At 73.2% G+C, this 13,364-nt stretch carries 13 protein-coding genes; 6 read left to right on the forward strand and 7 right to left on the reverse strand.

Annotation, left to right across the window (positions count from 1 at the left end):
• Positions 1-5 precede the first annotated feature (5 nt).
• Positions 6-650, forward strand: coding sequence for an HAD family hydrolase (locus ACTWQI_RS21235; protein WP_443272689.1), 645 nt, complete (start codon positions 6-8; stop codon positions 648-650).
• On the opposite strand, the gene ACTWQI_RS21240 is transcribed toward ACTWQI_RS21235, so the two are convergent.
• Positions 617-865 carry a hypothetical protein gene (locus tag ACTWQI_RS21240; protein WP_443272691.1) on the reverse strand — a complete coding sequence of 83 codons (249 nt, stop codon included), beginning with the start codon at positions 863-865 and terminating at the stop codon, positions 617-619. The two genes, ACTWQI_RS21235 and ACTWQI_RS21240, sit on opposite strands and share 34 nt — an antisense overlap.
• Positions 866-1,034: 169 nt before the next feature.
• Here ACTWQI_RS21240 and ACTWQI_RS21245 point away from each other — a divergent pair, with 169 nt between their 5' ends.
• Positions 1,035-1,418, forward strand: a complete 384-nt coding sequence (locus tag ACTWQI_RS21245; RefSeq protein ID WP_443272693.1) for a cold-shock protein — start codon at positions 1,035-1,037, stop codon at positions 1,416-1,418.
• A gap of 47 nt (positions 1,419-1,465) precedes the next feature.
• On the opposite strand, the gene ACTWQI_RS21250 is transcribed toward ACTWQI_RS21245, so the two are convergent.
• From ACTWQI_RS21250 to ACTWQI_RS21265, 4 genes are read right to left on the reverse strand one after another with little or no spacing between them, the layout of a single operon-like run.
• Positions 1,466-2,401: a 1,4-dihydroxy-6-naphthoate synthase gene (locus ACTWQI_RS21250; protein WP_443272695.1), complete on the reverse strand. Its 936-nt coding sequence runs from the start codon at positions 2,399-2,401 to the stop codon at positions 1,466-1,468.
• Positions 2,398-3,165, reverse strand: coding sequence for a futalosine hydrolase (locus ACTWQI_RS21255; RefSeq protein ID WP_443272764.1), 768 nt, complete (start codon positions 3,163-3,165; stop codon positions 2,398-2,400). The genes ACTWQI_RS21250 and ACTWQI_RS21255 overlap by 4 nt, the downstream gene beginning before the upstream one ends.
• 31 nt (positions 3,166-3,196) lie before the next feature.
• The gene (locus ACTWQI_RS21260) at positions 3,197-3,697 is read right to left on the reverse strand and encodes a hypothetical protein (protein WP_443272697.1); all 501 of its coding nucleotides are present in this window, start codon (positions 3,695-3,697) and stop codon (positions 3,197-3,199) included.
• A gap of 26 nt (positions 3,698-3,723) precedes the next feature.
• The gene (locus ACTWQI_RS21265) at positions 3,724-5,208 is read right to left on the reverse strand and encodes an MFS transporter (protein WP_443272699.1); all 1,485 of its coding nucleotides are present in this window, start codon (positions 5,206-5,208) and stop codon (positions 3,724-3,726) included.
• Between the two features lie 338 nt (positions 5,209-5,546).
• Between ACTWQI_RS21265 and ACTWQI_RS21270 the strand changes: the two genes are divergently transcribed.
• Positions 5,547-6,470, forward strand: a complete 924-nt coding sequence (locus ACTWQI_RS21270) for a DUF3027 domain-containing protein (RefSeq protein ID WP_443272766.1) — start codon at positions 5,547-5,549, stop codon at positions 6,468-6,470.
• Between the two features lie 213 nt (positions 6,471-6,683).
• Entirely contained in the window at positions 6,684-10,232 is a 3,549-nt protein-coding gene (locus ACTWQI_RS21275; RefSeq protein WP_443272768.1) for a sacsin N-terminal ATP-binding-like domain-containing protein, read from the forward strand.
• An 88-nt stretch (positions 10,233-10,320) separates the two neighbouring features.
• On the opposite strand, the gene ACTWQI_RS21280 is transcribed toward ACTWQI_RS21275, so the two are convergent.
• Complete coding sequence (locus ACTWQI_RS21280) at positions 10,321-10,614, reverse strand: DUF2530 domain-containing protein (protein WP_443272701.1); 294 nt, start codon at positions 10,612-10,614, stop codon at positions 10,321-10,323.
• A gap of 400 nt (positions 10,615-11,014) precedes the next feature.
• Between ACTWQI_RS21280 and ACTWQI_RS21285 the strand changes: the two genes are divergently transcribed.
• Positions 11,015-12,484 carry an NCS2 family permease gene (locus tag ACTWQI_RS21285; RefSeq protein WP_443272703.1) on the forward strand — a complete coding sequence of 490 codons (1,470 nt, stop codon included), beginning with the start codon at positions 11,015-11,017 and terminating at the stop codon, positions 12,482-12,484.
• Here ACTWQI_RS21285 and ACTWQI_RS21290 read toward each other — a convergent pair.
• Positions 12,477-12,692 (reverse strand): ribbon-helix-helix protein, CopG family, encoded by a 216-nt coding sequence (locus tag ACTWQI_RS21290; protein WP_443272705.1) that lies wholly within the window; start codon positions 12,690-12,692, stop codon positions 12,477-12,479. The two genes, ACTWQI_RS21285 and ACTWQI_RS21290, sit on opposite strands and share 8 nt — an antisense overlap.
• 256 nt (positions 12,693-12,948) lie before the next feature.
• Here ACTWQI_RS21290 and ACTWQI_RS21295 point away from each other — a divergent pair, with 256 nt between their 5' ends.
• On the forward strand, positions 12,949-13,326 hold the full coding sequence (locus tag ACTWQI_RS21295) for a MarR family winged helix-turn-helix transcriptional regulator (RefSeq protein ID WP_443272770.1): 378 nt from the start codon (positions 12,949-12,951) through the stop codon (positions 13,324-13,326).
• The last annotated feature ends 38 nt before the right edge of the window (positions 13,327-13,364 follow it).

The raw sequence follows: 13,364 nt of genomic DNA on the forward strand, positions 1-13,364 counted from the left end.
ACCGGATGCCTACGCAGCCCACGCGACCGCTCACGGTCGGCTTCGACCTCGACATGACGCTGATCGACTCCCGCCCCGGGATCAAGGCCGCGTACGAGGCGCTGTCGGCCGAGACCGGCACATACATCGACGCCGATCTCGCCATCACCCGGCTCGGGCCACCGCTGGAGCAGGAGCTGGCGCACTGGTTCCCGGAGGAGCGGATCCAGCCCATGGGCGACCGTTACCGCGAGATCTACCCCGCGTTCGCCATCGCCCCGACGCTCGCCATGCCCGGGGCACGTGAGGCCGTCGCGGCGGTGCGGCGGCGCGGCGGGCGGGCGATCGTGGTCACCGCCAAGCACGAGCCGAACGCCGAGCTGCACCTGAAGCACCTCGGCATCGAGGCCGACGCGGTGATCGGCTGGCTGTGGGCGGAGGCCAAGGCGGAGGCGCTGCGTGAGCACGGCGCGGCGGTCTACGTCGGCGACCACACCGGCGACGTCCGCGGCGCGCTCACCGCCGGTGCGCTGTCCGTCGCGGTGCCCACCGGGCCGTGCGATGCCTCCGCCCTGCGCTCGGAGGGCGCGGATGTCGTCCTGGCCGATCTGACGGGGTTCCCGGCGTGGCTGGAGGACTACTTGGCGGACCGCGAGGCCTCCCCGGCCTGACGCCTCTGGGTGGCGATCGACCGGAGCAGTCCGGCCGCGGCGAGGGCGAAACCGAGGCCCATCAGCATGCAGACGAAGTACGCGGCGGGCGGCAGCGGATCGGCACCGAGGAACAGCGGGGCCACGGTGGCCGCCGTGGCCACTGCGCCGATGAGGAAGACGATCGCGCCGATCCGGACGAGTCGGTCGCCCGGGCGGGCGGGTGTACTGGTCACCCGACCAGGGTAGGTCGGGTCCTGGAGCGCTTCGGAACCACCCGGCGACGTCTTGTCACCAGGCGCGGCACCATTAGCCTTGGTGGCGGCGGGTCCGGCGACCCGCTGTACTGCTATCCAGAGCTGTTTTGTTGGTTTTCCGCGACGAGTGACGAGGACGAGGACGGACGTGCCTACCGGCAAGGTCAAGTGGTTCAACAGCGAGAAGGGCTTCGGCTTTCTCTCCCGGGACGACGGCGGCGACGTCTTCGTGCACTCCTCCGTGCTCCCCGCCGGAGTGGACACGCTCAAGCCTGGCCAGCGGGTCGAGTTCGGCGTGGTCACGGGCAACCGCGGCGATCAGGCGCTCTCTGTGAGCCTTCTCGAGCCGGCGCCGTCGGTGGCGGCAGCGCAGCGGCGCAAGCCGGACGAGCTGGCCTCGATCGTCCAGGACCTCACCACGCTGCTGGAGAGCGTCTCGCAGCAGCTCGAGCGCGGGCGTTATCCCGACAAGGCGCATGGCCACAAGATCGCGGGCATGCTGCGCGCCGTGGCCGACCAGCTGGACGTCTAGCCGTATCGACGAGCCGTATCAGCCGCGGAAACCGGTCGGCGGGCCGGCTATCCGAAGCTCAGCGCATCGCGGCCGAGGGGTGGTACGAGCCCCTCGGCCGCGGCACGCGTGAGCAGCCCCCGGACCGCGGCATAGCCGCTGCTGCCGAGGTCGGCCGTGAACTCGTTGACGTACAGCCCAATGTGCTGGTCGGCGACCGCCGGGTCCATCTCCTGGGCGTGCGCCAGGACGTACGGCCGGGAGGCCTCGGGATCCGCCCAGGCCATCCGCACCGAGGTGCGTACGGCCTCGGCAAGCTGCCGCAGCCGGTCATCCCCCAGGGCGCGTTTGGCCACGATCGCGCCGAGCGGGATCGGCAGGCCGGTCGTGGACTCCCAGTGCCCGCCCATGTCGGCGAGGCGGTGCAGACCGTAATTCCGGTAGGTGAAGCGGGCCTCGTGGATCACGAGCCCGGCGTCGACGACGCCGTCCCGCACGGCGGGCATGATCTCGTGGAACGGCAGCACGACACAGCGCAGGCCGTCGCGGCCGCCGGCCCCGCCCGGGACCGCGTCCGCTGCCCACAGCCGGAAGAGCAGATACGCGGTCGACCGCTCGCTCGGCACGGCGACGGTCCGCCGCGCCAGGTCTGCGGCCGACGACGGCTCGCGGGTGAGCACCAGAGGTCCGCAGCCCCGGCCCACCGCCCCGCCGCACGGCAGCAGCGCGTACTCCTCGAGGATCCACGGCAGGACGGCGTAGGACACCTTGAGCACGTCCAGCTCGCCGCGCTCGGCCATGGCGTTGGTGACGTCGATGTCCGCGAAGGTCACGTCCAAGGCAGGCGCGTCCGGGACGTGACCGTGTGCCCACGCGTGGAAGACGAAGGTGTCGTTGGGACACGGCGAGTACGCGATCTTCAGTGCGTCCTCGGTCGCCGGTGCGGCCCGTCCTTGCTCGCTCGCCTCCGGGCGCTCTGATCCGGCATCGAGCGCGTCGCTCATCGGAACTCCTCCTCGACGATCGGGATGAGCAGGTGGACGGCGTACCGCAGCGAGTCCAGGGCCTGGCCGATCCGCCAGGCGGCGCGGTCGCGCGGGCCGACGGCGTTCGAGACGGCCCGTATCTCGAGCACCGGCACCTCGTGCAGCGCGGCGGCCTCGGCGACGCCGAAGCCCTCCATCGCCTCGGCGGCGGCGCGGGGGTGGCGGGCGAGCAGCTCGGCGGCACGCGCGGCGGAGCCGGTCACGGTGGAGACGGTCAGTACGGGGCCGAGCACGGCAGGCCGGCCGGCCTGTTCCAGAGCCTCGACGAGATGCCGGGTCGGCCCCGGCGGCGTCGGACGCACGGTGCGGCCGAAGCCCAGTTCGTCGACCGGCAGAAAGCCGTCGGGGGTCTCGGCGCCCAGGTCGCCGGCGACAATCGCATCGGCGACGACGACGGCCCCGACCGGGGCGACGGCCGGGAACCCGCCGCCGATTCCGGCCGAGACGACGAGATCGTACGGCGTGCTGGTCAGCGCGGCGGCGGTCAGCGCGGCACAGGCCCCGGCAGCGGCCGCCGCAGGCCCGGCGCCCGAGGCCAGGACGTCGAGGATGAGCGCGGGCAGACGCAGCCGCTGCATGACCTGGCTGCCCGGTAGGCGGACGGATTCGGCCTCGGCGTCCGCCGCCGACGCAGCTCCGGCCCGCGCCGCGATCACCTCACGCAGCCCGGCCTGGACGGCGTCGGCCTCCGCCCGCACGGCGGTGACCACGAGGACGCGCACAGACCTGGGCACGGGTCGGAGCCGACCGGCGTCAGGACGCCCGGTTCAGGGTGAACTGCCAGGCGCCCTTCCCCTGGCCTTCCTTCGTCACCTCGATCAGCGTCAGCTGCGCCGAGTCCGGCACCGCGGCGCCACCGCCGGGGCTCTGCTGCGGTGCGAAGACCCGGTCGAAGTCGAAGCTGCGGTACGTGTCCTTGCTCGCCTCGCTCATCGCGGGCTGACCGTTGATCACCAGGGCCCAGCCCGTCTCGGCGATCTCCGGGTCGACGCCGACCCGAACCTTCTCGCCTTCGTGCACCGTGAGCTTCTCGTCCGACTTCTTGCCGACGCAGTCGCGCAGCTTCTTCTCGGACAGCTTCTCGCCCTCGGTGTAGCAGGCGGCTTCGGCGGACACGGAGTTCGAGCCCACCGTGACGGTCGCCACCGGGGTCGGCTTGTCCCCGCAGCCGGAGAGGGCGACAAGGCCGAGAACCACGGCACCGGCGGCGGTCGCAGTGCGGCAGGTCTTGCTCCTGAAATGCGCAGCGCTCATGCGCGAAGGCTATCTGGCGGCTCTGCTCAGGCCACGCGGGGGTGCGGCGTGCCGCGCCGGGCGGCGGCGAGCAGCCCTCGTACGGTCGCGACCGCCCCTGCGGCGATCATGACGCACGCCGCGGACATCCCCAGCACGCCGTTCAGCGGCAGCACGATGCCGATCGCGCCGCCCACCACCCACGACATCTGCAGCAGCGTCTCGGAGCGGGCGAACGCCGAGTTCCGTACCTGCTCCGGCACATCCCGCTGGATCAGCGCGTCCAGCGACAGCTTGGACAGCGCCTGCGAGAAGCCGGCGACGGCTCCGATGGCGGTGATCGTGAACTGACCGAAGAAGGCGGCGGCCAGGATCGCCGTACCGAGGGCCAGGCCCAGGACCGCCACGATGATCCGCTCGGGGGTGCGCGATCTGAGCAACGCGCCGACCGCCGTGCCGAGCGCGCCGCCCACACCGGCCGCGACACCCACTATCCCGAGCGACACGGCCGCGCTCAGCCCGCCCAGCGGACGGTCGCGCAGCAGGAACGCCAGGAAGAAGATGAGGAAGCCGGAGAGCGCGCGGTGCGTGGCGTTCGCCTGGAGCCCGTGGAGTACGGACGGGCCCACGGTCCGCAGGCCGGGCCGCTTCGACCGCCCCGTGCCGCCACGGCCACGGCCGCCGACTCCGCCCAGCCAGGCCGGCGCATGCCGGGTCCGGGTGGCGCCGGCTCCGACGACGCCCGGCTCGGGGTGCCGTGCGCTCTTCCGCGGAGCGGCGACCCCATGGGGCACGTGCTCGATGAAGCGCGCCTTCGCCTCGCCCTTCGCCGAGTCGACCTTGTGCGGCAGCGTGAAGGCGAGGAGAGCCCCCCACAGGAAGACGGCGCAGGCCGCGTAGAGCGGCCAGCTGGACCCGATCGCCTGCAGCCCGACGCCCACGGGAGCCGCGACGCCGGTGGCGAGCAGGCCGCCGAGGGTTACCCGCGAATTCGCCTTGACCAGGGCGAAGCGGGGCGGCAGCAGGCGCGGCACGACGGCGCTGCGGACCACGCCGTACGCCTTGGAGGCGACCAGCACGCCCAGGGCCGCCGGGTACAGCTCGATGCCGCCGGTCACGACGGCCTTCGACAGGATCAGCGCGAGCGCCGCCCGGGCCAGCATGGCACCGGCCATCGCCGCCCGGCGGCCGTGCGGGAAGTGGTCGAGGATCGGGCCGACGACCGGGGCGAGCAGGGTGAACGGGGCCATGGTGACCGCGAGATAGAGGGCGACCCGGCCGCGGGCCTCGTCCGTGGGGACGGAGAAGAAGACCGTGGAGGCGAGGGCGATGGTGATCAGCATGTCGCCCGCGCCGTTCACGGCGTGCAGCTCGATGAGATTGCCGAGCCCGGACTCGCCGGCGCCGTGGGCATGGGTGGCGCGGCGGATGCCGCGGGCGGTGGCGGTGAACGGCAGGTGCAGCGCCCGGCCCACCACCGCGCCGACGCGGCGGAGCGGGCCTGTTCTGGCGGACGACCATTCGGCTGCCACTCCGTCATACTGCCCCAACTCGCACGGCGCATGGCGCCTTCGCGCGGACGGCGGCATGTCCGGCGACGCCGGGGAACGAACGGGGACGAAGGCGGGGGGAGGGTGGGCCCGGAGCCGTCGGTCGGGGTAGCGTGCGCAGGAAGCCACTGCGCCGTCGTACTCGGCCGCGGACCTGGCCGCCATCCCGCAGAATGGGAGGTAGCAGGTGCGCCCGAGACCGATTGGGCGCGGACGTCGACGCGGTCCCCCGGTCCGCTCCGCCCGCCGCCCTCCGGCTTCGGCCAAGCGCACGCATGATACGGCGTAGGAGAGAATCGATTCTTGTGAGTGCAGCGACGATGCGAAGCCGTACCCCTGACCGCTTGTGCGCCGAGGCGGTCGAACTCGCCCTCGCCGCGGCCGTGGAGGCCGCGGGGGAGGAGTCCGTCGGCGAGCACCTCGGTGCCGTCGCCGACGGCGACCGCGTCGTCACGCACTTCTTCGCCTGCAAGGAGTCGGCCTACCGCGGCTGGCGGTGGGCGGTCACCGTCGCGCGCGCCTCGCGCGCCAAGGTCGTCACCCTCGACGAGACGGTGCTGCTGCCCGGCCCCGAGGCGCTGCTCGCGCCGGAGTGGGTGCCGTGGAGCGAGCGGCTGCGCCCCGGCGACCTGGGGCCGGGCGATCTGCTCCCCACCGAAGCGGACGACCTGCGGCTGGAGCCGGGCTACTCGGGCGAGGACATGCCGCCGCCGAACTCCGTGGAGTCGGAGGAGGCCACGTACTCGCGCGACCTGGCGGAACTCGCCGAGGCCGAGGACGCGGAGGTCTCGGCCGTGCCGCCGTCGGGGCTGCCGGGACCGTCGGCCCGCGGCACGATCACGGCTGTCGCCGAGGAGCTCGGCATGCGCCGGGCCCGGGTGCTGTCCCGCTACGGCCTGCACACGGCGGCGGACCGCTGGGACGAGGCGTACGGCGCGAAGACGCCCATGGCGCAGGCCGCGCCGGCGTCCTGCGCGACCTGCGGATTCCTGGTCCCGATCGCGGGCTCGCTGCGGCAGGCCTTCGGGATCTGCGCGAACGAGTTCTCCCCCGCGGACGGCCGCGTCGTCTCCCTGTCGTACGGCTGCGGCGCTCACTCGGAGGCCGCCGTCATGCCGAAGCCGCCGCGCCCGGCGCCCCCAGTGATCGACGAGACGAAGGTCGAGCCGTTGCCGCTGCGGCCGGACCGCACGGGCGGCTCGGTGGAGGACACGGGTCCCGCGGAGGAACTCGGCCACTCCTGACCTCGCCGGCCGGGCCGTTCCCCCGACGCCGGTCGGGCCTCCCCCAGCTAAAGCTGGGGGTGTCCCCAGGGAGGTGCCCCCAGCGTTAGCTGGGGGAGGTAGCTGGGAGGCCCGACCGGTGAGGTACGGGCAGCGCCGCAGGCGTCGCAAGCGGTACGTTCGGCGCTGACAGTCGGTGTGCGGGAAAGGGAGCGAGACGTGAGCGGCACGGCGATGGTGCGGGCGACGGCCGACGGGACGGACCCGTTCGGGACGGCGCGGCTGCGCCGCGGCGTGCTCGACGCATGGGCGGCGTCCCCCGCCCGCTTCCGTGAGGACGCCAACGCCGAGGAGGACCTCGCTCTCGGCGGCTACCGCGACCGGCTCGTCATCGAGCTGGCCCAGAACGCCGCGGACGCCGCCGCGCGCGCCTCCGTGCCCGGCCGGCTGCGGCTGACCCTCCACCCCGCCGGTGGCCCCGAGGACGACTCCCCGGCGGTCCTTGCCGCGTCCAACACCGGCGCCCAGCTGGACGCCGCCGGTGTCGAGTCGCTGTCCACGCTCCGCGCGTCCGCCAAGCGAGACGAGGAGGCGACCCGTGCGGTCGGCCGTTTCGGCGTCGGCTTCGCCGCCGTGCTCGCCGTCAGCGACGAGCCGGCCGTCGTCGGCCGTACGGGCGGAGTGCGCTGGTCCCTCGCGGAGGCACGCGAGCTCGCCATGGAGGCGGCCGGAGCGAGCCCGGGACTCGCCGACGAGCTCCGGCGGCGCGATGGCCACGTACCGCTGCTGCGGCTGCCGCTGCCCGCGCAGGGCACCGCACCGGTGGGCTATGACACCGCCGTCGTCCTCCCCCTGCGGGACGGCGCGGCCGTCGACCTGGTCGCCCGGCTCCTCGCCGGAATCGACGACGCCCTGCTGCTGACCCTCCCCGGCCTGGCGGAAGTCGTGGTGGAGACCCCGGAGGGCGTACGGACCCTGACGCGTCGTCAGGACGGCCCATACGTCGTGATCGAGGACAGCGCCCTGGGGGCCCCCACACGCACCACGCGCTGGCGCACCGCCGCCGCCGGCGGACGCGTGGACCCGGCGCTCCTCGCCGACCGGCCGATTGAGGAGCGGTTGCGGCCCACGTGGTCCGTGAGCTGGGCGGTGCCGGTGAGCGAGACGGAAGCCGGCGCACCGGCGCGCCCCGCCACGGCGCCCGTCGTGCACGCCCCGACCCCCACCGACGAGCCGCTCGGGCTGCCCGCCCTGCTGATCGCCTCCCTTCCGCTGGAGCCGACCCGCCGTCACGCGGCGCCAGGCCCGCTCACGGACTTCCTGACCGAGCGTGCGGCGGAGGCCTACGTCTCGCTGGTGCGCGACTGGCGGCCCGTCGGCACGGGCACGATCGGCCTGGTGCCCGGTCTACTCGGCAAGGGCGAACTGGACGGCCGGCTCCGCGCGGAGATCCTCCGTCTTCTGCCCCGCGTCCCCTTCCTCCCCAGCGCGGCTTCGCCCGCGGCGACGCCGGGAGAGAGCCGCGGGGCGGAGCCCCGCGAGCCATGGATGACCGGTGCTCTCGGCGAGCCGGGTTCCGCCGACGCGACACCCGGAGCTGAGGTCGAGGCCCCGCGCACCACCGCGCCCGGCGCCGACGGCGGGGCCCGTGGCCCTGAGCCTGAAGTCACCGCCGCGGAGCCCTGGGCCGCGGGCGGCCTGGACGGCTGGCACGACGACCTCCCCGCGCGGAGCGCCGCCACCGGCGAGGTGGTCCCCCTGCGGGCCGTCGACGCCGAGCTCATCGAAGGAGCCGGCGCGGAGACCGTACGGGTACTGGCCGATCTCTTCCCGAACCTGCTGCCCGCAGGGCTCGAACGGAGGGGAGAGCTACGGGCGCTCGGGGTGGCGCGGGTGTCGCTCGGCGAGGTCATCGACCGGCTCGCGGGTGTCGAGCGTCCACCCGCCTGGTGGCGGCGGCTGTACGACAGCCTCACCGGCACGGATCCCGACCGCCTCAGCGGCCTGCCCGTGCCGCTCGCCGACGGCCGGACGACCATCGGGCCCCGGCAGGTCCTGCTGCCGCTCCCCGGGGCCGACGACACGGCCGTACCGCGCCGGCACCCGGACGCCGCCGACGCCGCCGACGCCGCCGTCGGCCCGACGACCCGTATCCCCGCCCCCGCCACCGAACCCACACCGTCCGCACCCGCTGGGCAGCCCACGAGCGCGGCGACTCTCGCCCGCCTCGGGCTCAAAGTGGCCCACCCCGACGCCGCCCACCCGCTGTTGGAGAAGCTGGGGGCGACCCCGGCCACACCCCGCGCCGTCCTCACCACCCCCCAGGTGCGGGCCGCCGTCGCGGGCTCCCTCGACAGTGAGATCTGGGACGAGGACGCGGACACCCTCGATGCCGAGGAGCTGGCCGAGGCCGTCCTCGGGCTCGTACGGGATGCGCGGCTCGCGCCCGGCGACGAGCCCTGGCTCGCCGCCCTCGCGCTGCCCGACGACGAGGGCGAGCTGGCCCCGGCAGGTGAACTCGTCCTCCCCGGCAGCCCGTTCGAGCAGGTCGTCCGCGAGGGAGAGCTCGCCGCATGCGACCTTGAACTCGCCGAGCGGTGGGGCGAGCAGCCCCTCACCGCGGTCGGCGTGCTCGCGAACTTCGCGCTCGTCCGGGCCACCGACGTGGTGCTCGACCCCGACGAACTCGAGCCCCGGGACGGCGACTTCGCCGAGCCGGACGACGTGGGTCTGTGCGACTCCGTCGACGTCTGGTGCGAGGACGTGCTCGACCAGCTTCCCGACACGCCCGTGCCGCCGGTGGCCACCGAAGTCATCGGCGTCCGCGACCTGGACCTGGTGGACGACGACGCCTGGCCGCAGGCGCTCGCGCTGCTCGCCCAGCCGCCGCTGCGGGAAGCCCTGACCGCCAAGGTGCGCGTCCTGCTGCCGGACGGGACGACGGAGACCGTGCGCTCGTACACCGCATGGTGGCTGCGCGGCCATCCCGTCCTCGACGGGCGCCGCCCGGCCGGACTCCGCGCCGCGGGCGGCGACCCGCTGCTCACCGGGCTCTACGAGTCCGCCGACGCACACGGCTTCGACGACGAGCAGGTGTTGCGCGCGCTCGGCGTCCGGACGTCGGTCGCGGCGCTGCTCGACGAACCGGGGGGCGCCGCCGAGCTGCTGTCCCGCCTCGCCGACCCCGACCGGCCGGTCACCTCCGCCCAACTGCATGCGCTGTACGGCGCGCTGGCTGCCCTCGATCCGGAGCAGGTCACGCTGCCCGACGAGCTACGGGCGGTCGTCGACGGCGAGGTACGGGTGGTGTACGCGGCCGACGCTCTGGTCGCGGACGCGCCTGACCTGCTGCCGCTGGCTGCGGCTCACGGGGGACGCCCACTGCTGCCCGTACGGCCGGGGCGGGCGGCCGAGTTGGCCGAGCTGCTGCAGGTGCCCCGGCTCAGCGAGGCGTACGAAGGCCGGGTCACCTCCCGCGAAGGGGTCCCGCTCGCGGACGAGGGGGCGGGAGAGACGCACGAGGTGCCCGACTCCGTACGCACGCTGTTGGGACCGTCGACACCGACGACGTACGTCGAGTACGAGGAGTTGTTCGTCGACGGCGTCGAGGCGGACTGGCGCTGGACGCCGGACGGCGTGCTGCACGCGGCGACGCTGGAGGGGGTGGCGGCAGGCCTGGCCTGGGCGGCGGGTGAATGGCCCCGCCGCTTCGAGGTCGCGGCGCTGCTGGAGGATCCGTCCCGTACGGAGGAGCTGGCGCGGGACCGCTGGTTCGACGCGTGATCGTGGCGGCTGCGGACGCGTCGTCACGTCGCGGCTGCGGGCGGCGCGGCCGGCCGAAGCAGTGGCCGGTCCGCGATCCGGACAGGGCCTAACGCGGGGCCGCCTCGTCCCCCGTGCCTGAGGCACCGGATGGGGCATCCGTGTTCGCCCGCTTGATGGCGGCGTCGCGCCTGCGGACGTACCAGACGCCGAGGAGCCCGAGCCCGCCGCCGGCCAGGCAGGTCCAGAGCCACCACAGGTGGCCGTGGTCGTCGAACCAGCCGTAGAAGGGGAGCTGCACGAGGAAGAGGACGAACCACAGGATCGTTCCGCCGGTGATCGTGCCGACGACATTGCCCTCGAGCGGCTCGGGGGCCTCATGTCTGGGGGTCCACTTGCCCATCGTCCCCGCCCTGCCCTTCCACTCGCCGGGGTCCCGCCTGCCGAAGTCCCCTGGCCTACGGCCTGGGGGAACCCCAGGGAACGCTCCCCAGCTTATGCACCGATGTCCACCCCCGGGCCCCGGGCGGGCCACGGTGCCCCGTCCCGCCGCCGCTCGCGGCGCCGCCTCGACGGCGTCCCGCGGCCTGATCCCGTCACCCCAGCCCCGGCGATCCCATGGCCCCCTGCCGCGCCGCCGCCCCAGCGCACAGCTGGCGCGGACCCCAGCCGGTCCTGCTGGGGTCGGGTGTTTCGCCTGGCTCGCGTGGCGGCTGCGGGTGATCGTTAGAATGGCCGGGTTACGTTCACGGCCTCTTGGGTTCCTTCGCTCCGCCTGCAGGCCCGCACCACTGAGGTCCCGTATGCCCTCCTCGGCCAGCGCCCCGGTCGACGCACCGGAGCCACCGCCCCACGCATCGCCGAAGGGCGGGCTGGATCGCTTCTTCAAGATCGCCGAGCGAGGGTCGACCATCCCCCGCGAGATCCGCGGCGGATTGGCCACGTTCTTTGCGATGGCCTACATCATCGTGCTGAACCCGATCATTCTCGGCGCCGGCGTGGACAAGTTCGGTGACCAGCTGGACACCGGGCAGCTGGTCACCGCCACGGCTCTCATCGCCGGCCTGACCACCGTTCTCATGGGCGTCATCGGCAATGTCCCGATCGCGCTCGCCGCCGGGCTGGGCATCAATGCCCTGGTCTCGCTCCAGGTCGCGCCCAAGATGAGCTGGCCGGATGCGATGGGCATGGTGGTTCTCGCGGGCCTCGTGCTGATGATCCTCGTCGCCTCCGGTCTCCGGCAGCGCGTCCTGGACGCGATTCCGGCCAGTCTGCGCCGGGCGATCGCGATCGGCATCGGGACGTTCATCGCGCTGATCGGCCTGGTCGACGCCGGCTTCGTCACGCGTAATCCGGACGCCGCCCGCACCGCCGTTCCGCTCGGCCTCGGCACCGGCGGCAGGCTCGAGGGCTGGCCCGTCGTCGTTTTCGTGCTCGGCCTCGCCCTCACGTTCGTCCTGGTCATCCGGAAGACCAGGGGCGCGATCCTGATCAGCATCGTCGCGGCGACCGGTGTCGCGATCGTCATCAATGCAATCGCGACCATCCCGGCGGCCGCGTGGGGCCTGAGAGTCCCCGAGCTGCCCGAGAAGGTCGTGGCCGCTCCCGACTTCGGGCTGATCGGCGAGGTGAGCCTGTTCGGCGGCTTCGGTGAGGTCGGTGTGCTCACCGGCTGCCTCTTCGTCTTCACCGTGCTGCTGTCCGGCTTCTTCGACGCGATGGGCACCATCATCGGCGTCGGCGAGGAGGCGGGCCTCGTCGACGACAAGGGCCAGCTGCCCGGCATGGGCCGGATCCTCATGGTGGACAGCGCAGCCGTCACGGCAGGCGGTTTCGGCTCGGCGTCGGCGACGACCTGCTTCGTCGAGTCCACGGCGGGCGTGGGCGAGGGCGCGCGTACGGGCCTGGCGAACCTGGTGACCGGCGGCATCTTCCTGCTGGCCCTGATCTTCACCCCGCTGGCGACGGTGGTCCCGTCGCAGGCCGCGACCCCCGCGCTGGTCGTGGTCGGTTTCCTGATCATGGCGTCCAACATCAGGGACATCGACTGGAGCGACTACACGGTCGCGGCCCCGGCGTTCCTCACGATCGTCTCGATGCCGTTCACGTACAGCATCACCAACGGCATCGGCATCGGCGTGCTGTCCTTCATCCTGCTGCGCACGACGACCGGCCGGTTCCGTACGGTGCCGTGGCTGCTGAACGTCGTCGGGGTCTGCTTCCTCGTGTACTTCATGCTCGACCCGATCGAGCGCTGGCTGGGCGTCACGTGACCTCGTGCCGGGTCTTCCCTGAGGGCGACCCCCAGACCCCCAGCTTCTCCGTCTCGTCGACCGCCGCCTTGAAGCGCTCGTCGAAGTCGTCGCGGATGAGCGTTCGGACCACGTAGTCCTGAACGCTCATGCCGCGTCGCGCGGCATGCTGCCGGATTCTGTCGAGTAGTTCCCCGTCTATGCGCAGGCTGAGCACGTTGGATCCCATGCTCGTACGGTCCCGGCGGCGGGCGACGCATGCGTCACTTTCCGGCCCCCTCTCACTCGTATGGGTGGCTATGTGTTTAACCAGGGTGTTTAACCGGCCGACATCGGATTGGTCTTTAGGCTAGGTAATGAGATACCCTAACGACATGCCGGAACAGTCCCGCCCCCTGGGGGCACCTCCCAGCGGTAGCTGGGGGACTTCGGCGGGAGGCGTCCCCGACGACGCGGCCGCCGTGAACGCGCTGCGGTCCGCTGTGATGCGCCTGTCCCGTCGCCTCAAGCACCAGAGAGTCGACGAATCGCTGAGCCCCACCGAGATGTCGGTGCTCGGCACGCTCGCCCGCTGCGGTTCCGCCACCCCCGGCGAGCTGGCCCGCAAGGAGCACGTCCAGCCGCCGTCGATGACCCGCATCGTGGCGATGCTCGAGTCCAAGGGCCTGGTCCGGCTGGAACCGCACCCCGAGGACCGCCGCCAGAAGGTGGTCACCCGGACCGAACGGGCGGACAGCATGCTCGAGGAGAGCCGGCGCAGGCGCAATGCCTGGCTCGCCGAGCTGGCCGGACGGCTCGACGACGAGGAATGGGCCGCGCTGCGTGCCGCCGCGCCCGTCCTGGAGAAGCTCGCGCACTTGTAGCACGTCAGAACACGCAAGATCACCCAAGACCTGAGAAG

The sequence above is a fragment of the Streptomyces sp. KR80 genome (genome assembly GCF_052245555.1).
GTDB lineage: Bacteria > Actinomycetota > Actinomycetes > Streptomycetales > Streptomycetaceae > Streptomyces.

Excerpts from the sequence above, each read along its gene's own strand:
- ACTWQI_RS21295 (WP_443272770.1), top strand. The coding sequence starts at position 12,949 with ATGCGCCTGTCCCGTCGCCTCAAGCACCAGAGAGTCGACGAATCGCTG.
- ACTWQI_RS21250 (WP_443272695.1), bottom strand. The coding sequence starts at position 2,401 with ATGAGCGACGCGCTCGATGCCGGATCAGAGCGCCCGGAGGCGAGCGAG.
- ACTWQI_RS21275 (WP_443272768.1), top strand. The coding sequence starts at position 6,684 with ATGGTGCGGGCGACGGCCGACGGGACGGACCCGTTCGGGACGGCGCGG.
- ACTWQI_RS21280 (WP_443272701.1), bottom strand. The coding sequence starts at position 10,614 with ATGGGCAAGTGGACCCCCAGACATGAGGCCCCCGAGCCGCTCGAGGGC.
- ACTWQI_RS21290 (WP_443272705.1), bottom strand. The coding sequence starts at position 12,692 with ATGGGATCCAACGTGCTCAGCCTGCGCATAGACGGGGAACTACTCGAC.
- ACTWQI_RS21235 (WP_443272689.1), top strand. The coding sequence starts at position 6 with ATGCCTACGCAGCCCACGCGACCGCTCACGGTCGGCTTCGACCTCGAC.
- ACTWQI_RS21260 (WP_443272697.1), bottom strand. The coding sequence starts at position 3,697 with ATGAGCGCTGCGCATTTCAGGAGCAAGACCTGCCGCACTGCGACCGCC.
- ACTWQI_RS21270 (WP_443272766.1), top strand. The coding sequence starts at position 5,547 with ATGCGAAGCCGTACCCCTGACCGCTTGTGCGCCGAGGCGGTCGAACTC.
- ACTWQI_RS21285 (WP_443272703.1), top strand. The coding sequence starts at position 11,015 with ATGCCCTCCTCGGCCAGCGCCCCGGTCGACGCACCGGAGCCACCGCCC.